General features: G+C 32.5%; 16 protein-coding genes and 1 other RNA gene. 16 read left to right on the top strand and 1 reads right to left on the bottom strand.

The genetic code is table 11. The annotated features are described in order from the left end of the window. The first annotated feature begins 7 nt into the window (after nt 1-7). Entirely contained in the window at nt 8-1,186 is a 1,179-nt protein-coding gene (gene rpoD, locus NRK67_06555; protein ID UUV19160.1) for an RNA polymerase sigma factor RpoD, read from the top strand. A 50-nt stretch (nt 1,187-1,236) separates the two neighbouring features. Here rpoD and NRK67_06550 read toward each other — a convergent pair whose 3' ends face one another. Continuing rightward, nucleotides 1,237-1,770 carry an XRE family transcriptional regulator gene (locus NRK67_06550; protein ID UUV19159.1) on the bottom strand — a complete coding sequence of 178 codons (534 nt, stop codon included), beginning with the start codon at nt 1,768-1,770 and terminating at the stop codon, nt 1,237-1,239. 426 nt (nt 1,771-2,196) lie between these two features. Between NRK67_06550 and NRK67_06545 the strand changes: the two genes are divergently transcribed. The 15 genes from NRK67_06545 (at nt 2,197) to eno (ending at nt 20,654) form a co-directional block, all read left to right on the top strand. Continuing rightward, complete coding sequence (locus NRK67_06545; GenBank protein UUV19158.1) at nt 2,197-3,216, top strand: PTS sugar transporter subunit IIC; 1,020 nt, start codon at nt 2,197-2,199, stop codon at nt 3,214-3,216. Nucleotides 3,217-3,450: 234 nt separating this feature from the next. Continuing rightward, nucleotides 3,451-4,659, top strand: coding sequence for an L-serine ammonia-lyase, iron-sulfur-dependent, subunit alpha (locus NRK67_06540; GenBank protein UUV19157.1), 1,209 nt, complete (start codon nt 3,451-3,453; stop codon nt 4,657-4,659). Nucleotides 4,660-4,825: 166 nt separating this feature from the next. Next, a complete protein-coding gene (locus NRK67_06535; protein UUV19156.1) occupies nt 4,826-5,803 on the top strand; it encodes a sigma-70 family RNA polymerase sigma factor in 978 nt (325 codons plus the stop codon). Continuing rightward, complete coding sequence (locus NRK67_06530; GenBank protein ID UUV19155.1) at nt 5,793-6,848, top strand: Nif3-like dinuclear metal center hexameric protein; 1,056 nt, start codon at nt 5,793-5,795, stop codon at nt 6,846-6,848. Before NRK67_06535 ends, NRK67_06530 begins: the two co-directional genes overlap by 11 nt. 15 nt (nt 6,849-6,863) lie before the next feature. Then, nucleotides 6,864-7,412: a hypothetical protein gene (locus NRK67_06525; GenBank protein UUV19154.1), complete on the top strand. Its 549-nt coding sequence runs from the start codon at nt 6,864-6,866 to the stop codon at nt 7,410-7,412. A 22-nt stretch (nt 7,413-7,434) separates the two neighbouring features. Beyond that, nucleotides 7,435-7,788, top strand: an RNA gene (gene rnpB / locus NRK67_06520) — RNase P RNA component class A. Between the two features lie 142 nt (nt 7,789-7,930). Next, on the top strand, nt 7,931-8,752 hold the full coding sequence (locus tag NRK67_06515; GenBank protein UUV19153.1) for a Cof-type HAD-IIB family hydrolase: 822 nt from the start codon (nt 7,931-7,933) through the stop codon (nt 8,750-8,752). A gap of 421 nt (nt 8,753-9,173) precedes the next feature. Further along, nucleotides 9,174-9,755: a TetR/AcrR family transcriptional regulator gene (locus NRK67_06510; GenBank protein ID UUV19152.1), complete on the top strand. Its 582-nt coding sequence runs from the start codon at nt 9,174-9,176 to the stop codon at nt 9,753-9,755. Between the two features lie 27 nt (nt 9,756-9,782). Continuing rightward, the gene (locus tag NRK67_06505; GenBank protein UUV19151.1) at nt 9,783-11,048 is read left to right on the top strand and encodes a TolC family protein; all 1,266 of its coding nucleotides are present in this window, start codon (nt 9,783-9,785) and stop codon (nt 11,046-11,048) included. 50 nt (nt 11,049-11,098) lie between these two features. Continuing rightward, entirely contained in the window at nt 11,099-12,223 is a 1,125-nt protein-coding gene (locus NRK67_06500) for an efflux RND transporter periplasmic adaptor subunit (GenBank protein UUV19150.1), read from the top strand. 10 nt (nt 12,224-12,233) lie between these two features. Continuing rightward, nucleotides 12,234-15,269 (top strand): efflux RND transporter permease subunit, encoded by a 3,036-nt coding sequence (locus NRK67_06495; protein UUV19149.1) that lies wholly within the window; start codon nt 12,234-12,236, stop codon nt 15,267-15,269. 120 nt (nt 15,270-15,389) lie between these two features. Next, nucleotides 15,390-15,752, top strand: a complete 363-nt coding sequence (locus tag NRK67_06490) for a hypothetical protein (GenBank protein ID UUV19148.1) — start codon at nt 15,390-15,392, stop codon at nt 15,750-15,752. A gap of 246 nt (nt 15,753-15,998) precedes the next feature. Next, nucleotides 15,999-17,387 (top strand): sigma-54 dependent transcriptional regulator, encoded by a 1,389-nt coding sequence (locus NRK67_06485; GenBank protein UUV19147.1) that lies wholly within the window; start codon nt 15,999-16,001, stop codon nt 17,385-17,387. Nucleotides 17,388-17,413: 26 nt separating this feature from the next. After that, on the top strand, nt 17,414-19,138 hold the full coding sequence (locus NRK67_06480) for a peptidylprolyl isomerase (GenBank protein UUV19146.1): 1,725 nt from the start codon (nt 17,414-17,416) through the stop codon (nt 19,136-19,138). A gap of 208 nt (nt 19,139-19,346) precedes the next feature. Continuing rightward, nucleotides 19,347-20,654: a phosphopyruvate hydratase gene (gene eno, locus NRK67_06475; GenBank protein ID UUV19145.1), complete on the top strand. Its 1,308-nt coding sequence runs from the start codon at nt 19,347-19,349 to the stop codon at nt 20,652-20,654. Nucleotides 20,655-20,762: the final 108 nt, after the last annotated feature.

Raw genomic sequence — 20,762 nt, 5'->3', positions numbered from 1 at the left:
AGGCAAGATGAAAAATTTTATTAAAAATGAGAAAGTCCGTGAAATTATAAAGAAGGCTTTAGAAGACAAGATTATGTCTTTTGAAGAGATAAACAACAAACTTCAAGATGATTTTGCTCCAGAAAAAATAGAAACCCTGATCAATGGGATGATCAACCAGGGGATAAAAGTAGTAAGTGAAAAAGAGTTAAAGAAAAAGACTGAAGCTAAGGAAAAAATTGCTAAAACAACTAAAACCAAATCAATGATAGTAAAATCTAGTCTGCCGGAAGATGATTCTGAATTTGATCCTAAAAAAGTGAAGGAAGTAACTAAAGAGGAATTAGATACTAAGAACTTACTTGTAGGGGGAGTATCTGTTGATGAGCCTATAAAAATGTATCTTCGTGAGATCGGTCAGGTTCCGTTATTAAAACATGCTCAAGAGATAGAATTAGCTAAATTATCTGATGAAGGGGATGAATGGGCTAAAAACCAACTTGTAGAAGCAAACTTAAGACTGGTAGTAAGTATAGCAAAGAAACATACTAATAGAGGTCTTAAATTATTGGACCTGATCCAAGAGGGAAATATTGGTCTGATGAAGGCTGTTGGGAAATTTGAACATGCCAAAGGATATAAGTTTTCTACATATGCTACATGGTGGATTCGTCAAGCTATAACAAGAGCTATAGCTGACCAAGGTAGAACTATAAGGATACCGGTACATATGATTGAAACGATAAATAAGATAAAAAAGGAAGCCAGAATCTATCTGCAAGAAACAGGTAAGGAAGCTACACCTGAAATCTTAGGTAATAGATTAGGGATGGAAACTGAAAAAGTAAAAACTATTTTGGAAATGAACCAGGATCCAATTTCATTAGAAACTCCAGTAGGAAGTGAAGAAGATAGTGAATTAGGAGATTTCGTTGAGGATAACAATATGCTTAGTCCATATGAAGAAACTCATAAAACTTTATTAAAGGAACAATTAAATGAAGTTTTATGCAGCCTGAGTGATAGAGAGGAAAAAGTTCTAAGATTTAGATATGGTTTAGATGATGGATGTCCAAGAACCTTGGAAGAAGTTGGAAAGATCTTCAAAGTAACCAGGGAAAGAATTAGACAGATCGAAGTGAAAGCTTTGAGAAAGTTAAGACATCCTAGCAGAAGAAAGAAATTAGAAGACTTTAAAACAGTATAAGAATTAATTTTAATAAAAAAAGTTTATCTGCATAGCAGATAAACTTTTTTTTAGTTTCTTAAAGAAAACCAGTGAGTGATGTTTTTCTTTTTAGCAGGATTTCTGTATTTATGAGCTTGGAATTTCTCAATATAGATAGAATCTCCTTCAGTTAAAGTATAAAGTTTATTATTTAATTCGATCTCTAAGCTACCTTCGATAACAACTCCTACTTCATCATAGTTGTGTCCCCAAGAAAAGTCACTGTGTTGATTATCATCTGAAATAGTGATAGATATACCGTTTAATGCATGATTAGCATTAGTTAAGGTTTCTATAGTGATATCTCCTTTTTCTGATTCAAAGATTGATTTTCTTTCATCTCTTCTAGTGATTGGAGACTGTTCATTGACATCCTGTAAAACTTCCATAAGGTTAACTTCTAAAGCTTCACAAATTTGTTGAAGATTACTTATAGACGGACTATTTTGTCCTCTTTCTATATTACTGATAAATCCAACTGACAGGCTGGTTTTACCTGAAAGATCCTTTATAGTCATTTTTTGTTCTTTTCTAAAAAACTTAATTTTTTCTCCTAAATTCAAGGTATATTCCTCCTAAATCTAAATGTTAATGTATATTTTACGTTTATTTCAATATTTTTAATTTTAAAAATGATCTTTGTTTATTCAGGAAAGTTCATATTTTAAGGCAAAACGTAATATTTTGAAACATTGTATTTTATTTAACACTTCATTATATCATAAAAACTAATATATTAAAAACTGAACTTTCGTACAATAGGTTCAAAAAAATGAATTTTTTAAACGACATTTAATAGAATGTGTTAAGTTATAATTAAATTTTGTCAACTATGTTTGATTAAATTGTTTTTTTTTTGGAAAAAGCACACTTTTATTCAGAAAAGTGAAATTTTTATTTGAATATAGTGAATTTTATGTTATACTAAATAAGCACGTTAGGGAAAATTGTTCGTTGAAACAATTAAAATATTTAGGAGGAAAAAAATTATGGAAATGTTAAAAGGTATTGCATTATTATTATTAGTGCTTTCAATATTCTCTTTATTCAGTTTAAAGATGCCAAAAGGGATGAAAGCGATGGGTGCATTAGCAAATGCAGCAGTAGCAACTTTTTTAGTCGAAGCTTTTCAAAGATATGTTGGTGGAGATTTAATAGGAATAGAATTTTTAGGTAAAGTCGGAGATTCATCTGGATCGATGGGTGGAGTAGCAGCAGCTACATTAGTTGCATTAGCTTTAGGTGTATCACCGGTTTATGCAATGTTAATAGGTGCAGCGGTATTAGGTTACGGAATAATACCTGGATTTGTAGCAGGTTATGTATTGGCCTTCGTAGTACCTAAAATCGAGAAAAAAATACCAGCAGGATTAGATTTAATCGTCTGTTTACTATTTGTAGCACCAGCAGCAAGAGGGATAGCATTATTAGCTGATCCAGTAGTTAACCAAACATTATTAAACATTGGTTCTGTAATCACAGCAGCGACTACTAAGAGTCCAATGGTAATGGCAATTGTTTTAGGTGGAGTAATTACTGTAGTAGCAACAGCACCACTTAGTTCAATGGCACTTACAGCAATGTTAGGATTAACAGGAGTACCAATGGCGATAGGAGCTTTAGCAGTAATGGGATCATCTTTCTTAAACCCTGTTTTATTCCACAGATTAAAATTAGGAAAAAAAGAGACTGTAATAGCAGTAGCTATTGAGCCGTTAACGCAGGCTGACGTTATCTCTGTAAATCCAATTCCAGTATTTGTTACGAACTTTATTGGAGGAGCTTTAGCAGGATTAGTAGTAGTTCACTTTGGTTTAATCAACAATGCAGTAGGAACAGCAACACCAATAGCAGGATTAGCAGTAATGTTTGGATTTAATCCGGCAATAACAGTAATCAAAGCAGCAGTATTATGTGCAGCAGCAGGAGCATTCAGTGGATTTTTAGGATCAGTTATCTTTAAAAATTACAAAATAATACCAGCTGAAGTTGTTAGAGGAACAAAATAAAATAAAAAAAAGTATAGAATAATGATAGGTTTAGGGGGTCTTCCTAAACCTATTTATAATTTCTAAAGTACAATTTGAACTATTTTAGTCCTTAAAAGACTATAAATGCACAATTATACGAACTTTATATGGAAGAAAGTTTGTAAAATATAAAAATTATGTTATAATATAGTATAAAAAATATTATTTTATTGAATTATTTGAAATTCAGAAAAAACTTAGGAGGAAGCAGTTATGGATTCGTTAAAAGAATTATTTAAGATAGGAAATGGACCATCTAGTTCGCATACTATGGGACCAGAAAGAGCAGCAAAGAGATTTAAGATGGAGAACCCCGATGCAGCTAGTTTTAAGGTAGAATTATATGGATCATTGGCAGCTACCGGTAAGGGACATTTAACTGACTGGGTTATCGAAGAAACTTTAAAGCCTAAGGCTACAGAGATAGTTTGGATGGCGGATTTTGTTCATGAGTTTCATACAAATGGAATGAAATTTATAGCTGTAGATAAAGATGGAAACGATACTAAAGAATGGTTAGTGTTCTCTGTTGGAGGAGGAACTATCGTAGAAGATGGAGAATCTAGAGGCGGGTCAAATAGAATTTATCCATTAACAACTATGGATGAAGTAATAAAGTGGTGTAAAGAAAATCAAAAAGAATTATGGGAATATGTAGCAGAGATGGAAGATTCTTCTATCTGGGCATTCTTAGAGAGAACTTGGGAAGCTATGGAGGACTCTGTAAAGGCAGGTCTTTCAAAGACTGGAGTATTACCAGGAACTATTAAATACCCGAGAAAAGCTCAAATGTTTTATAGAAAAGCTAGAAGAGACGACTCAAGAACTAGTTACTTAGGAAAAATATTTGCTTATACATTGGCAGTATCAGAGGAAAACGGTGGAGGAGGAAGAGTAGTTACTGCTCCTACATGTGGTGCCGCTGGTATCATCCCGGGATTATTATATGCTTTAAAAGAAGAGCATAACTTATCTAAGGAAGAAACTTTAAGAGGTCTTGCGATTGCAGGATTAATTGGAAACTTAATCAAAGAAAATGCAACTATATCTGGAGCAGAAGGTGGATGTCAGGCTGAAGTTGGAGCTGGATGTGCAATGGCAGCAGGAATGGCAGCATTTATCTTAGGTGGATCTTTAGATCAAATAGAATATGCAGCAGAGATGGCATTAGAGCATCACTTAGGTCTTACATGTGACCCAGTTGGAGGATATGTGCAAATTCCTTGTATCGAAAGAAATGCAGCAGCTTCAGTTAGAGCATTAGATGCAGCTAACTATGCATTATTCACAGATGGTCAGCATACAGTTAGTTTCGACAAAGTAGTACTTACAATGAAGCAAACTGGTCTGGACATGAAGAGTGAATATAAAGAAACATCATTAGGTGGATTAGCTAAATTTGATTTTAATGCAAACTGCTAATTAAAAAATAAAAATTAAGGATATTAAGAGGATATCTTGTATACTTAATTAACTAAGAGGTAGATCCTATGGGACTGCCTCTTATTTTAATATTAAATTCATTGAAAGAGTTTAAAATCTTTGGTATTATATATAATACTAAAAAAATATATTTGGGGTTGAGAAAATGAAAATAGATTTTAAAAATGCAGGTAACACAATAAATATGAGAAGTTTTGAATTGATGGCTGAAACTTCTACTACCGAAGAATTTAAGAGTTTAATCTTAAATTTAGAGGGGAAAAAAATAGATGAGATAGATGGGAGAATTGAAAAATTCGATTTTAAAAATATAGGAAGTTTTTATGAGAATACTGTGGAAAATTATTTGAGAGAACTGTCGTCTGTAAAATCTATAAAAAAAGAAAAAATATCAGAATTGATAAAAAAAATTAAGGATGGAGATATCTCTTCTAGAGAAGTCCTTATGGAAGGATCATTAAAATTAGTAGCTAAGACAGCTCTTTATTATTCCAAGGCAGGAACAAGTTATATAGAGTTAGTTCAAGATGGACTTATGGGAATAGTGAAGGCAATAGATAACTATGATCTAAGTTGTCCTATGGATTTTTCAGAATATATGGAGTTTTGGATAAAATATGAGATGATTCAAAGTAACAAATTGGTTGTAGAAGAACTGAAATCACCGGTAATAGCTTATTTTAAAAATATGAAGGTAGAGGTGTATAAGTCAGAGAATAAAGCTGTTGATTCAGAGATGAAAGAAGTAAATGCAGAAGAGATAAAGAAGATCTTAAATATGGATATGGAAGAATTTGAAAATTTACAGAAGATCAGTGATTATGGTTTTTTGATAAAAGAGGAAGATAGAGAAGAAGCGGAAGTGTATAAGAGTATTGCCGAAGTAGATATGGAGTTGGCAAAGGTGGAAAAGTTGATGTCAGTATCTAATTTAGCCAATAAATTTAAGGTGAAGGAGATAAAGATCCTGGATCTATACTATGGACTCAGCGGGAAGAGAAAATACTTTGAGGAGATTGGTAAGATCTTAGATATGGAACCATCAAAGGTAAAGACAGAGGTAGAGAAACTTATGATAAAATTAAAGTATAACGGAAAGAAGGAATGGATCGATGAAAATTAAGAGCTTGATAAAAAAATTAGAGAAAAAATTTCCTAAAAACATAGCTGAATCCTGGGATAATATTGGTCTTTTAGTTGGAGATGAAGCTAGAGAAATAACAAAGGTACAGATCTCACTGGATGCCACAGAAGAGGTTATAGATCATGCCATAGAGGTGGGAGCAAATTTAATTATAACCCATCATCCAATTATATTCAGCGGGATAAAAAATGTTACTTCTAAAAATTTGATGGGTAGAAAACTTTTAAAATTAATTGAGAATAAGATTGCTGTATATTCTATGCATACCAACCTGGATTCTGCAGAAAGCGGTCTAAATCAATATATATGTGAAAAATTAGGGGTAAAAACATCTAAAATTTTAGATGAAAAAAATATTGAGATGTACCTGTTATCAATTTATATAAAGGAAGAGTTCCAAGAGAGAATGAAATCTAAGATAGAGGAATTTGGACTGGAGTATAATGGGTACAAAAATGTATACTATACCTCTGATTCTATGGAAAGTTTTGAAAAGATCGAGGAAAAAGAAAAGTTTAGAAATAAAAATAAAAAAATAAGTATCTTAGGTGAAAAAGGGAAACTGTCTAATCTGTTGAATGAAATCAAAAAAATTCATCCCTATGATGAGGTCCCTTACGAGATGATAAAAACAGAAAATAAGATCTCTTTAGGCGGATTGGGAAGAATATATAATCTTCCTGAAAAGGTTCAGTTAGGCAGCTATTTGGAGGAAGTTAAAGGTAAGTTATCTCTAAATAATGTAAGGGTAGTAGGAGAATTAGATAAAAAAATCAAAAAAATAGCTGTAGTAAATGGTGGAGGAGCTAGTTTTTTAGGTAAATTAGAAAAAATAGGTGTTGACCTTTTTATAACAGGTGATATAAAATATCATGAAGCCTTGGATGCTAGGGAGATGGGGATATCTATTTTTGATATTGGACATTATGAAAGTGAGTATTTTTTTACAGACATAATAGAAAGATATTGTGATGATTTAGAGGTAGAGATCTACAATGATCAGCCTGTATTTAAGAGTTTATAAAATTAGGAGGATCCTATGGTAAAAAGAATAGTATTTCTAGTCCTTGTAGTATTTACATTTTCTTTTGGACAAGTAAATGACAGCGGTAACTACTTGACTACAGAAGAGAAGCAGGAGATTGAAAAAAAATTATCAGAGATTGAAAAAAATGGAGATATAGTGTATCATATAAATCTTGGCAGAAAAATGGATGAAAAAGATATCGTTGAAAAGGCGATAATTTTGGACATAATTCCAGACGGGAAAAATGATATTAATGTAAAGTTAAAATTTACCCAGGACATAGATACCAGTGCTTACGAGGAAGAGATCGATAACTTATTGATTGAAGGGGAAGAAGCAATAGTAAAAAAAGAGTATGAAAAATTTATACTGAGTGTTTTGGATGTATCGGAAAAAATTGTAGATGATATAGAAGTAGATAAACAGGAGATCCAAAAACAAGAAGTAAAAAAAACATTCATTGAAAATAAATTTGCAGGGTTACTGATCTTAATATTTATGGCTATAGCTATTTTTGTAACTTTAAGATTTATAAAGATGGGTGGAATTAGAAAAAAATAATTATTAACTTTTAGTTAATAACTAGGTGTTAGAGTCAGTCGCTGCTGGAGAAATCCAGGGGAGGAACGTCCGGGCTCCACAGGGCAATGAAGGTAGCTAACGGCTGCTGAGGGAAACCTTAAGGAAAGTGCCACAGAAAATAGACCGCCTATGAACTTGTTTTGTAGGTAAGGGTGAAAAGGTGGGGTAAGAGCCCACCAGTGCATTCGGAAACGTTTGTAGCTTGGTAAACCCCTTCTGGAGCAAGACCGAAGAAAGGTCATTATGAGACTGCCCGTCTCGATCTTTAGGTGTGTCGCTTGAACCTATAAGCAATTATAGGTCTAGATAAATGATTGACCAACGACAAAACCCGGCGTATCCTAACACCTATTTATCATAAAATTAACCCCTCCTAAATCAGCTCAGCTGATTTAGGAGGGGTTTTTACATATATTAAATTTAAGCATGACATCTGCCCATTTATTCGGCAAAAATATTTTTATGATATAATAAAAGAAAACTTAGGAGGACATAAGATGAAATATAAGATGATAGTAACTGATATGGATGATACACTATTAAATAGTGAGGGCAAGATATCCAGAGAAAATAAAAAAGCCATAATGAAAGCTCAGGAGATGGGGGTTAAATTTGTTTTAGCTTCAGGAAGACCAACCTTTGCTATGAAGGAGTTTGCCAAAGAATTGGAGCTGGATAGATATGGAAGCTATATGCTGAGTTATAATGGAGCCATAATAACTGAGTGCGCTACAGATAAAATATGGTTAGAAGAAAAATTAACTGTAGAGGATGCCCATAAGATATATGATCTTTCCAGGGAACATGATGTTCACCTTCTTACCTATGTAGATGAGGAGATTACTGCTGAAACTACAAGTGAATATATAGACGTAGAAGTAGATCTTACAGGGATGCCATATAGAAAGGTAGATTGCTTTAAATCAACTGTAACTGAGCCAGTAGTAAAGTGTATTATGCTGGAAAAGCCAGAGTATTTAAAAGAGGTAGAGAAAAAATTAAATGAACTCCTAAAGGGAGAGTATAGTCTGGCTATATCCAAACCATTTTTCTTGGAGGTAATGAAAAAAGGGATCGATAAGGGAGCCAGTCTATTGAAATTAGCTCATAAGTTGGGTATAAAAGCAGAAGAGATTATAAGTGTAGGAGACTCTTATAATGATATGACCATGTTAGAGGTGGCAGGGATGCCGGTGGCTGTAGAAAATGCAAAAGCAGAAGTGAAGAATATGGCGAAGTTTATCTCAACATCTCACAACAATCATGCTCTAAAAACAGTAATTGAAAAATTTATATTCATTAAAACATTGAATATGTAATAAAAATTTGATAGATTAATTGAAATATTGAGGCTGTTATACCAGTAATTATTGAATAAAATAAAAAAAGGTTTAAATCAGAATAAAATTTGATTTAAATCTTTTTTTATTTTAAGAAAAATGGTGAAGTCTTTTTTATAGCAATCGGTATCAAAAAAAATAAAATTACTCATGATATACTTGCGTTAAGTAAGAAAAATGAATGAGAAATTATGGGTTATATAGCTTTTATATAAAAATTAATAGATTATATTGGAGAGAATTTAGGTGAAACCTAATGTATGGTTTTAAAAAAAGTAAACTTTATTTTGATAGTTTTTTTATTGTGTTAATTTAGAAATAAAAGTTGACTTTATAACTAAAAAAGTATATACTTTTCTAGAAAGTGACTAGTCAGTCATTTTTTAGGGAGGAGGAAAAAATGGACAATAAAACAAAAAAAAGAAAAAAAATAATAGAAGTAGCTGTGAAGCTTTTTGTAGAAAGAGGATTTCACGGGACGCCTACTAGTTTGATAGCTAAGGAAGCTGGGATAGGTACAGGAACCTTATTTAATTATTTTAAAACCAAGGATATTTTAATAAATGAAATTTTTATAGAGATAAAATTAGAACAGAAAGAGAGTATTTTAAAGGATCTGGATGGAGCAAAAACCTGTAAAATGAAATTAAAAAAAATTTGGGATAATTTAATTCTATGGGGGATAGAAAATTCAGAGGAGAGAAAATTTATAAATTATTTTAGTAATTCTAATTTTATAAGTGACAATACTAAAACAGAACTTCATAAAAATTATAAATTTTTATTGGATATTTTCAGAGAGATTATAGAGAAAAAAGATATGAGAAATATAGATGAATTGATGCTGATCCTTAATTTTATTGGGAGCTGTACATTTACAGGGAAATATTTTCATATAACGAAGGAGGCTTACGATAAAAAAATATCCGATGAACCCTTTGAAAGATTTTGTAAGAGTATTGAACTAGGTGATGAAGATTAATTATTTTAATGAAGAGGAGAGGAAAAAATGAAGAAGATAATGAGTTTGATGTTAATATTAATGGCATCTTCCCTATGGGGTTCAGAAAAGATGACTTTAAATGAGTCCCTGGATATGGCCTATGAAAATAACTATGAGTATCAAAATGTAAAGATTGACAGAGATAATACTGATCTACAGGTAAGGGAAGGGTACAAATCAGCTGCTCCCAGATTGGATTATAGAGGGGGATATACTGCTACAGGAGATGAAAATAAAGTTGGAATGATGGACGGAAGCAAGAGTGATCAAAGACTTAATCATGAACTGGGGATTACTCAGCCGATCTATAATGGTGGAACAGTAATTGCAGGGATTGAAATTGCCAAGATATCCCAGGAGCTGATGAAATATAAATTGGCTAAAAGTAAGAGTCAGTTAAAGTTAGAAGTTATAGATGCATATCTAAAGGTGTTGGCTCAGGCAGAAGTTATCAAGGTATACGAAACGTCCTTAGAGGAAGTTAAAGTTGCTTTTGATCAGGCAGAGAGAAAATATCAATTGGATCTAATATCTAAATCTGATTATCTGCCCCTTAAAACACAAGTTATATCTACAGGAACCGACTTGGTAGAAGCACAAAATCAGGGTGCAGTATATATGATTGAGTTTAAAAATATTATTGGGATGCCCATAGATAGAGATATAAAATTAGAGGAATTGGAGTTTCAAAAATATGATTTAGATCTGATAGATGTAAATGAAGATATAAATTATGCTCTTTTAAATAATAAAGATAGTCGAATATCTCAGTTGAATACTAATATAGTCGAGGAACAGGAAAAAATATCCAGATCAGATCTATTGCCGCAAATAAATGCAAGACTGGCTTATAGTGCTGAAGATAGACATTTGAGTGATTCTATGGATGACTGGTATTGGACTGCCGGTGTAGAAGTAAATTGGAGATTATTTGATTTTGGAAAATCCTGGGATGCCTATACAAGAAGTAAGAATGAGACTAGAAAAGCTGAAAATACAGAGAGAAAAACTTTGGATGATTTAGAAGTGAATATCAGAACCAACTATATTGATGTGGTTAAGTTAAATGGAAGTACAGAAACTAAGGAAGCTGAATTAGAAGCTTCACAGGAGAACTACGATCTGCAAAAAAGAAAATATAATGAAGGGATTATATCTATAACAGACTATTTGATCTATGAAACGCAGTTAAGTGATACTAAATTATCTCTGATTAAAACAAAGCTGGATTATTATTATGCATATGAAAAATATTTAGAAGATTTAAAGTAAAAATTAAATTATTAATTATTGTTTCGTCTATAGGCGAACGGGAGGATAGAATGAATAAACTAATGAAGCAGATGGCTGTATTACTCATAGCATTGAGTGTAGTAGCTTGCGGAAAAAAAGAGGAGAATGTTAAAGAAAAGGAAGAGATTAATTATAAAAATGTAAAGGTAGTCGATGCTGATTTAAGCGAAATAAATAAAGTAGCAGTATCATCTGGGTCTTTAGATTCTATAAATGAGATGGAAGAAATTACTAAAAGCAGAGTAGATGTTATAAAGATAAACTATAAAAACGGAGATAAAGTAAAGGTCGGAGATGTAGTGTTAGTCTTAGAAAATCAAGATGTAAAATCTGCATATTTAGATTCTAAAGCAAGAGTAATCTCAACAAAGGCAGATTATGAGACGCAGAAAACTACCTATAATAAATATGAAGTTCTTTACGATGAAAAATTAATTTCAGAGGAGGAATTTTTAGATGTCAAAAATAAATTGGCTTCTAGTGAAGGGGCATACAGATCTGCTAAGGCATCACTTTTAACAAATGAAAAAGATTACAATGATCTTACTGTAAAAGCTAAAATAAATGGGACAATAGCAAATTTAGACCTTAAATTATATCAAAAAGTAGAGAAGGAGCAACCACTATTTAAGATCGTGGACAATGACAACTTAAGAATCTTGAGCGGAGTATCCTCCCAGGATGTAGTTGGATTAAAGACAGGAGCAAGAGCTAATATCTATGTGGAAAATTCTTTGGAACCTGTACAGGGATCACTGTATGAGATCAACCCAATAGCTAACCCGTCTACCAGAAAATTTGAAGTAAAGATCAAGATGGAAAATAAAGATTCTAAATATAAGCAGGGGATGTTCGCAAGAGTAGAGTTATATACAGGAGAAAAAGAAGGAATATTGGTGCCTAAAAAATCTGTAATTATTGAGGAATTATATTCATATATATTTGTAGTAAACAAGGAAGATGTTGAATCAGAAAATTATATAGTAAAAGAGACAAACGAAAGGCTGGTAGCCAGAAAGATAAGGGTAAACTTAGGTATCTCCGATGGGGAGAACCAAGAGGTAATAAGCTCAGATTTAAAGGAGTCAAATAAGGTAGTAGTAGTAGGACAATACTCTCTGAATGATGGAGATTTTATAAAGGAAGAGAACTAGGAGGACGAAGATGGCTATATCATCAATTGCAATAAAAAGACCTGTTTCAGTTATCATGCTTATGATAACCATGGTAGGAATGGGTTTATTAGGATTAAAAAATATGCCAGTAGACCTGATGCCAAATATGAACGTTCCTGTAGTTATGATTCAGACTACTTGGATAGGAGCTACTCCAGAGGATATGGATAGTTTGGTTACCAGAAAAATAGAGGAAGTTATGCCTAATATAGAGGGAATAAAGGAGATGAACTCAACATCATCAGAAAATATATCCTTCGTTGTATTAGAATTTGATTATGGAACAGATACAGATAAAAAAGTAACCGATGTACAGACAGAATTAAATAATATCAGAAATGATCTGCCATCGGATATAGATACTCCCATAGTAAAAAAAATCCAGCCAGGGGGAGAAACGGTAATAGCTGTTACTGTCTCAGCTGAAGATTTGATCTCAGCTAAAAGTTTGGCTGAAAATAGAATTAAGCCCAGGTTTCAGCAGATCTTAGGAGTTGGAAATGTAGAGGTTTACGGTGGATATGAAAAGGAAGTAAAGGTAGAAGTAGACCCGACTAAGATAGAATCTTATGGAATGAACATTGATGACCTTTATAATATAATAGGGCAGTCCAGTACGAATATTCCAGCTGGAACTGTAGAGGAAGGCGGGAAAAGATACCTTATTAAGGTAATGACTGAATTAAAAACCGTAGAAGAGGTACAAAATATAGTAATCAGTAATGAAAATGGTAAGGTTTTATACCTGAAGGATGTAGCTGATGTAAAGCTTGGGAATAAAGATGTAGAAAGTTATAATAGGATGAATGGTACACCTTCAATCTCCATATCGGTAGAAAAATCTACAGATGGAAACTCTGTATCGATCTCAGATGGAGTAAAAGAAGCGATGGAATCTTTATCGCAGACATTGCCAGCAGATGTTAAATTAAGTGTATCCTATGATACATCTATAGACATATCAAACTCTATAAACAATGTAAAAAACAGTGCCATAGCAGGATTGTTCCTTGCTTCAATAGTATTGTTTATATTTTTAAAAGATATCAGAGCGACAATTATCATAGCCATGGCAATACCACTATCTATTGTAGGAGCATTTTTCCTGTTAAATAGTATAGGGGTAGGACTGAATATAATATCTCTTATGGGGCTGTCCTTAGGGGTTGGAATGCTGGTAGATAACGGGGTAGTAGTTCTAGATAATATCTATCGACATATGACAGAGTTGAAAAAACCTAAATTTGAATCTTCCAGAGATGGAGCTTCGGAGATGCTGGTGCCGATCATAGCGTCTACAGCTACCACAGTTGCGGTATTTTTACCTATAGTAATGACTGAAGGTCTGGCTAAGGAAGTATTCTTTGGAATGTCATGGGCAGTAACCTTCTCATTACTGGCTTCATTATTAGTTGCCATGACCTTTGTACCGATGATATCTAATAAGATATTGAAGGAAAAGGTAGTGGAAGTTCAGGATGGAAAATTACTTACCTTTGTAAAGAAGAGATATGTAAAATTATTGTCATTGACATTAAAACATAAGTTAAAGACTTTATTGTTAGTAATAGTAATGTTCTTTGCCATAGTTATACCGGGAATAAAGATAGTTGGAGGAGGATTTATCCCTGCAACAGATGATAATGTATATGTAGTGACAGGAGAAACACCACCGGGAGTAACACTGGATAAAGTTGATTCTATCACCAGAAGGGTAGAAAAAATATTAGAAGCTGATAAATATACAAAAAATATAGAAACTTCGGTAGAGACAGATGGATTTTCTATCAATGTAAAGTTAGATCTGAGAAAAGACAGAGATAAATCGGTATTTGAGATAACAGATGTCATAAGGGAAAAATTAAAAGATATTCCCGATGTAGATTTAAATGTAGCTGACGGATATGCCAAGGGACCTAGCAGTGGTGGAAGGGATATAGAGTTAGATCTTACATCGGATAATGCAGGACAATTGGACAGTTTTGCTGAATTAGTCTTTGCAGAGATGAAAAACATGCCGGAAATAGGGGACTTTAAAAGTAGTTTGACTGGAGGAAGTCCAGAGGCCAGGATAGTAATAGACAGGGAAAAGGCAAGATATTATGGTATAAGGCCGGCAGATATTAATAAGGTAATCTTCTATCAGGTATTAGGATCGAACCCTATAGATCTTAAAACAGATTTAGAGGAGATCGAGGTAAATGTAATGATGCCTGATGAATACAGGAAATCACTGTCGAAGTTGATGACGAGTAAATTAAAATTAGATTCAGGAGATATCATCCAAGTTTCCGATGTGGCTTATATAAAAGTGGTAGAAGGACCAGCGGAAAAAGAAAAATTAAACAGAATCAGAAAGGTAACCTTGAGTGCAAACTTAAGAGGCGGAAATAACAGTAAAACAGTGGAAAAATTAATTACAGAGAAGATAGAGGAATTAGGAGTACCTAATAGTGTAAGTTATAGGTTTGGTGGAGATAACCAAAGAACTGCAGAGATGATGGTACAGTTGAAAAATTCAATGCTTATTGCAATATTCTTAATCTTTGTAATATTGGCTTCTCAATTTGAATCATTGGTGTTGCCGTTTATAATTATGGGATCTGTACCGCTGTCTATAATGGGAGTATATGCAGGGCTGATAGTTACAGGAAAAGAATTTAATGTAATGGTAATGGTAGGAATTATCATGTTAGCTGGTATAGTAGTTAATAATGCCTTAGTATTAATTGACTACATAAAATTATTGATTGCAAGGGGAAGTGAAAGAAGAACAGCGGTCTTAGAAGCTGGTAGAACAAGATTGAGACCAATCCTTATGACAACTTTAACAACTATGTTAGGTATGCTGCCGTTAGCTTTAGGGATAGGTCAGGGATCTGAGATGTATCAGAGTATGGCTATAGCTGTAATTTTTGGATTGATGGTTTCGACATTGTTAACCTTGATAATAATACCGGTACTCTATGAATTGGTAGAAAACGGAGTAGAGAGAGTAAAAAATAAATTCAAAAAGAAAAATTAGATTATAGTAGCTGTTACTAAAAAAAATAGAAGATATATAGAGATAAAACCTCTGTGGATCTAACTATTTACTCGGTATAATTTGTGTTCCGAAAAAATTGAATTTGTAGGTGGGTAATTCATGGATTACCCACAAAGATTTGTCGTAAATGACAAGGGGGAGGATTCTATGGAATTAAAGGGAGAATATAAAGAACTCAGAGTATTGTTTGACGGATCTTTGGAAGAGGTAATATTGGAGGAATTAAAAAATAGTGATGTTATAAAATATGCTATTATTCCAAAGCTGAAGGTATCGTGGCAGAAAGGGATAAAACACCTTAATACCCATGTCTGGCCTGGAGAGGATGAAGTTTTACTGGTTATAGCAGAAAGGGAAAGATGCTATGAATTAGTAGAAAAATTTGCAATTTTAAAAGAGCGTTTAGATTATAATATAACTTTTGACATCTCAGTAAGGGCACTGGAATATATTAATATTTAGATAAAGTGAGGGTGTTTATCGCCCTCACTTTAAATTTTTAGAACTTTAAAATTTAATGATTATACAGATATGGGAATGAAATCAACAATATTTGAATTGAAAATATTGATTATTTTTACCTTTGTGTAATGAAATTGGAAATATGTTTCAAAAAAAACAAAATAAAACAAAAAAATCTTGAAATTTGACACTTGATTGATTATAATACAGTGATGAAAAAAATCAAGAATATGTAGGAGGGATGTTGTGAAAAAATCGATTTTAGCAATTTCTGAAAGAAAGGAAATTTTAAAACAGGTAAGAAAAGAGTTGTTAGGTGAATATGAAGTAATTACTTTTAATAATTTTTTAGATGGATTAGATATGTTGAGGGAAAGTGATTTTGACATAATTTTATTGGATCAAAATATGACGTGGTTTACCTTTACAGAGGTAAGAAGAAAATTGAATGGTATAGGAAAAGATTTTGTAGTAGTAGGACTGATAGAGGAAGAAACTGAGGAAGTATTAAAAGACTTAAGAGGTGCTGATATATATAACTACCTATTAAAACCTCTATGTATAAAGGAATTTAATAAATTAATTTTCCCGGCTTTACAAAGCTTATCTATATTAAAGGAAAAGAGAAAGCTGGAAAAAAAATTATCTGATACAGAGGAAATACAAGAGATTGTAGGACAAAGTACTAAGATAAAAGAGATTAAAAATTTAATAGATAAGATAGCAGAAAGTGATCTTACTGTTCTTGTCAGCGGTGAAAATGGTGTAGGAAAAGAACTGATAGCAGCAGAAATCTATAAAAAATCTGACAGAAGAAAGAAAAACTTTATGGTAATCAGTTGTGCATCGATGTCTTCTGATATAATAGAATCAGAGTTATTTGGGTATGAAAGAGATGTTTTCCCAGGATCTGGTTCAGGTAAGGTAGGAATCTTAGAGGAAGCTGACGGAGGAACTGTATTTTTAGATGAAATTACAGGTTTAGATATCAAGGCTCAGGCAAAATTACTTAGAGTAATAGAATATGGTGAATTCAGAAGAGTAGGTGGAAATAAAACTAAGAAGGTAGATATTAGATTTATTGTTTCTACGAATAAAAACCTTAAAGCAGAAGTTGAAAGCGGGAAGTTTAGAAGTGATCTATACCATAGGTTGACAGCTTTCCCTATCGAGATGGCACCATTAAGAGAGAGAAAAGATGATATCCCTCTATTAGCTAACTATTTCCTAAATAAAATAGTTGTAGATATCCATAGAGAGATGCCTATCATCTCAAGCGATACAATGAAATATCTTATGGAGTACTCATATCCTGGAAATATCAGAGAGTTAAAAAATATAATTGAAAGAATGATTATCTTATCTACTGATAGAGTAATCGGAGTAGAAGATCTTCCATTAGAGATCAAGATGAAATCAGATACCCTTGAAAATAAAACAATAATCGGATTGGGACCATTAAAAGAGATATTAGAGAAGGAGCTTTATAATTTAGCAGATGTGGAGAAAGTAGTAATAGCTACAGCCTTACAAAAAACTAGATGGAATAAGCAGGAAACAGCTAAATTGTTAGGAATAGGTAGAACTACATTATATGAAAAGATAAGAAGATATAAGTTAGATCAAAAAGGGTAGTACTAAAATAGAAATGGGGGAATATAATGGCGATTAGAAGTTTGAGAAAAAAGATGAGACCTGTAATCTGGATGATTACAATAGGGTTTTTCATCTCAATGTTAACTGTAATAGTTAGTAATATCAGCATGGGGTTAAAGAATAAACGATACGCTTTTAAAGTAAATGGAAATAAGGTAGCAATTACTGAATTAGAAAGAGGGATCAATAATATCAGTAATCAATATAGTCAGTACTTTACAACTCCTATGGACAGGGAAGAAGCTAAGATATTAGCAGTAGATAACATCTTAACCAATGAAATTCTAAAAGAAATTGGGGATGATCTTAAAGTTAAGGTGAGTAGTTCAGAAGTTAAGGTAAAGATTGGTGCTATAGAAACACAAATTCCAGATAAGGAACAATTTAAAAGGATGTTAAGTGCACAAGGATATACGAAGAAGAGTTTTGAACGATCTATTGAAGATTCTATCTTAGTGGAAAAAACTAGAGATAAAATAGTTGAAAAGACACAAATTTCAGAAGATGAGAAAGTAGCTCAATATGAAAAAGACAGATACAGTGAGTATTTAGGTAGAACTTACGAGGAAGCAAAACCTCTCATCGAGAAAAAATTAAAGGAAACAAATGGAAATAAAGAGTTAATTAGGCTTATAGAGGCAGCTAAAAAAACAGTTGAAATAGATGATATCAGGGAAAATTATGGTAATATAACACCTACTGTAGAGTTTGAAGAAAATGGGTTTAAGATAACTAATATAGATATCATAAAAGGTGCACTGTACCAATCTTTTTATGGGGTTAAAGACTTTAATGAAGCAAAAATTAAATCTATGGCCAATATAAAAAATGAGATTAAGTTAGCAAAAATAGCGATGGATAGAGGTGCTAAAAAAGATGAAACTCTACCGACTATGAACCAGATAATGGATCTTAAATTACAGCTTGTAGATAATATCAAAGGAAATATTGTGGCTGATGATGCAGAGATCAAAAAGTTTTTTAATAAAAATAAAGAAGTCTATAATGTAGAGGCTAGTGCCGATGCAAATATAATTAATTTTGTTGTAAATCCAACAGATTTAGACATGGAAGAAGCTAAAGAAAAAGCCAATAAAATTTTAAAAGAAGTAGATGCAGCTAATTTTTCTGAGATGGCTAAAAAATACTCAGAGGGACCAAGTGCACCAAATGGCGGAGATTTAGGATGGTTTGGGAAAGGTCAGATGATTCCTGAATTTGAAACAGCAGCTTTTAAATGTGAAGTGGGAAAAGTATATCCAGAGGTTGTTAAATCTAAATTTGGATATCACATTATCTTTGTAGAAAATAAAGATGAGGAAAAATCTCAGGTTAAAGCGTCTCATATCCTAATAAAGGTAAGTTCAGGGGAAGAAACTTTAAAAAAGGTCATGGGAACTGCTAAAGCAGTAGCTGAAGAGTTAAAGATCAATAAATTAAATTTTGAAGATGCCACTCAAAAAACATATTCAAAGCATAAAGTTTCAGAATATTTAGATATAAAGAAAGATGGATATATCAAACTTTTAGGATATGATGATCTGTTGGCTAAAAAAATCTTTGAATCTAACTTAGATGAAATCAATGTAATAAAAACTGAAAAAGGAATCTATGTATTCCAAAAGACAAAGGAAATTAAATTTGAAGAAGCTAACTTTGATAAAGTAAAAGACAGAGTAGTCTATGATTACAAAAATCAGAAGTTAATGGAAGAGATGAAAAAATTATAGTTAGGAAAAAAGATATAGATATTTTCTATATCTTTTTTTATTTGAAAAAACAAAATTTTAAGTGTAAACTATAAAAGTTAGTAAAATAACATCCAGGCATTTTTTGCTCTAATTTTGTTTGAAAATGATACAAAATTAATCTTTACATAGCTAAAAAAATGTACTATTATTAATACATATTAAATAATAAAAAATTCAGGAGGAGAACATGACTAGAATAGTAGAAATTTTAGGAAGAGAAATATTAGACTCAAGAGGAAACCCAACAGTAGAGGTTGACGTAATCTTAGAATGTGGATCAATGGGAAGAGCAGCAGTGCCTTCAGGAGCATCAACAGGAGAAAGAGAAGCGGTTGAATTAAGAGATGGAGATAAAGCTAGATACCTAGGTAAAGGATGTTTAAAAGCTGTTGAAAACGTAAATACTGAAATCAGAGAAGCTGTTTTAGGAATGGACGCAACTGATCAAGTAGCTATAGATAAAAAGATGATTGCTTTAGACGGAACTAAAACAAAAGCAAGATTAGGAGCAAACGCAATATTAGGTGTATCTTTAGCAACTGCAAAGGCTGCAGCAAACGCTTTAGGACAACCTTTATATAAATACTTAGGTGGAGCAAATGCAAAAGATTTACCATTACCAATGATGAACATCTTAAATGGTGGATCACATGCTGACTCAGCTGTAGATGTACAAGAATTTATGGTACAACCAGTAGGAGCTACATCATTTAGAGAAGGATTAAGAATGGGAACTGAAGTATTCCATCACTTAGGAAAAATCTTAAAAGCTAACGGAGATTCTACAAACGTAGGAAACGAAGGTGGATATGCACCATCTAAAATAGAAGGAACTGAAGGAGCTTTAGATATTATCATTGAAGCTATAAAAGCTGCTGGATATGAGCCAGGGAAAGATATCACTTTAGCATTAGACGCTGCTGCATCTGAATTCTGTGAAGGTGGAGAAGATGGAGAAAAGTTATACAACTTCAAAAGAGAAGGTGGAGTTAAGAGAACAACTACTGAAATGGTAGCATGGTATGCAGAGTTAGTAGAAAAGTATCCTATTACATCTATCGAAGATGGATTAGACGAAAATGACTGGAAAGGTTTCGCATCTATGAGAGAAAAGATGGGAGATAAAGTTCAAATAGTTGGAGACGACCTATTAGTAACTAACACTGAATACTTAGAGAAAGGAATAGAGTTAAAATCTGCAAACTCTATCTTAATCAAATTAAACCAAATTGGTACTTTAACTGAAACTTTAGAAGCTATCGAGATGGCTAAGAAAGCAGGATGGACTGCTGTAGTATCTCATAGATCTGGAGAAACTGCTGATGATACAATCGCTGACGTTGCAGTAGCAACTAACGCAGGTCAAATCAAAACTGGTTCTGCATCAAGATCAGATAGAATGGCTAAATACAATCAATTATTAAGAATTGAAGAGCAATTAGGAGAATCTGCTGTATACCAAGGTATGGGAGTATTCTACAACTTAAATAAATAATTTTTTTAAGGTGCCTTAGGGCACCTTTTTTTCTTGGGGAATTTGCAGAAGATAGGAATTAATCGTATAATATGAGTATTATTATGATTACAAATTTAAATTAATTTT

It is taken from the genome of Fusobacteria bacterium ZRK30 (assembly GCA_024628785.1).
Classification (GTDB): domain Bacteria; phylum Fusobacteriota; class Fusobacteriia; order Fusobacteriales; family Fusobacteriaceae; genus Psychrilyobacter.
This window is presented reverse-complemented; position numbering and strand designations above follow the sequence as displayed.

Excerpts from the sequence above, each read along its gene's own strand:
- NRK67_06545 (UUV19158.1), top strand. The coding sequence starts at position 2,197 with ATGGAAATGTTAAAAGGTATTGCATTATTATTATTAGTGCTTTCAATA.
- NRK67_06525 (UUV19154.1), top strand. The coding sequence starts at position 6,864 with ATGGTAAAAAGAATAGTATTTCTAGTCCTTGTAGTATTTACATTTTCT.
- rpoD (UUV19160.1), top strand. The coding sequence starts at position 8 with ATGAAAAATTTTATTAAAAATGAGAAAGTCCGTGAAATTATAAAGAAG.
- eno (UUV19145.1), top strand. The coding sequence starts at position 19,347 with ATGACTAGAATAGTAGAAATTTTAGGAAGAGAAATATTAGACTCAAGA.
- NRK67_06505 (UUV19151.1), top strand. The coding sequence starts at position 9,783 with ATGAAGAAGATAATGAGTTTGATGTTAATATTAATGGCATCTTCCCTA.
- NRK67_06535 (UUV19156.1), top strand. The coding sequence starts at position 4,826 with ATGAAAATAGATTTTAAAAATGCAGGTAACACAATAAATATGAGAAGT.
- NRK67_06495 (UUV19149.1), top strand. The coding sequence starts at position 12,234 with ATGGCTATATCATCAATTGCAATAAAAAGACCTGTTTCAGTTATCATG.
- NRK67_06480 (UUV19146.1), top strand. The coding sequence starts at position 17,414 with ATGGCGATTAGAAGTTTGAGAAAAAAGATGAGACCTGTAATCTGGATG.
- NRK67_06490 (UUV19148.1), top strand. The coding sequence starts at position 15,390 with ATGGATTACCCACAAAGATTTGTCGTAAATGACAAGGGGGAGGATTCT.
- NRK67_06530 (UUV19155.1), top strand. The coding sequence starts at position 5,793 with ATGAAAATTAAGAGCTTGATAAAAAAATTAGAGAAAAAATTTCCTAAA.
- NRK67_06515 (UUV19153.1), top strand. The coding sequence starts at position 7,931 with ATGAAATATAAGATGATAGTAACTGATATGGATGATACACTATTAAAT.
- NRK67_06500 (UUV19150.1), top strand. The coding sequence starts at position 11,099 with ATGAATAAACTAATGAAGCAGATGGCTGTATTACTCATAGCATTGAGT.
- NRK67_06540 (UUV19157.1), top strand. The coding sequence starts at position 3,451 with ATGGATTCGTTAAAAGAATTATTTAAGATAGGAAATGGACCATCTAGT.
- NRK67_06510 (UUV19152.1), top strand. The coding sequence starts at position 9,174 with ATGGACAATAAAACAAAAAAAAGAAAAAAAATAATAGAAGTAGCTGTG.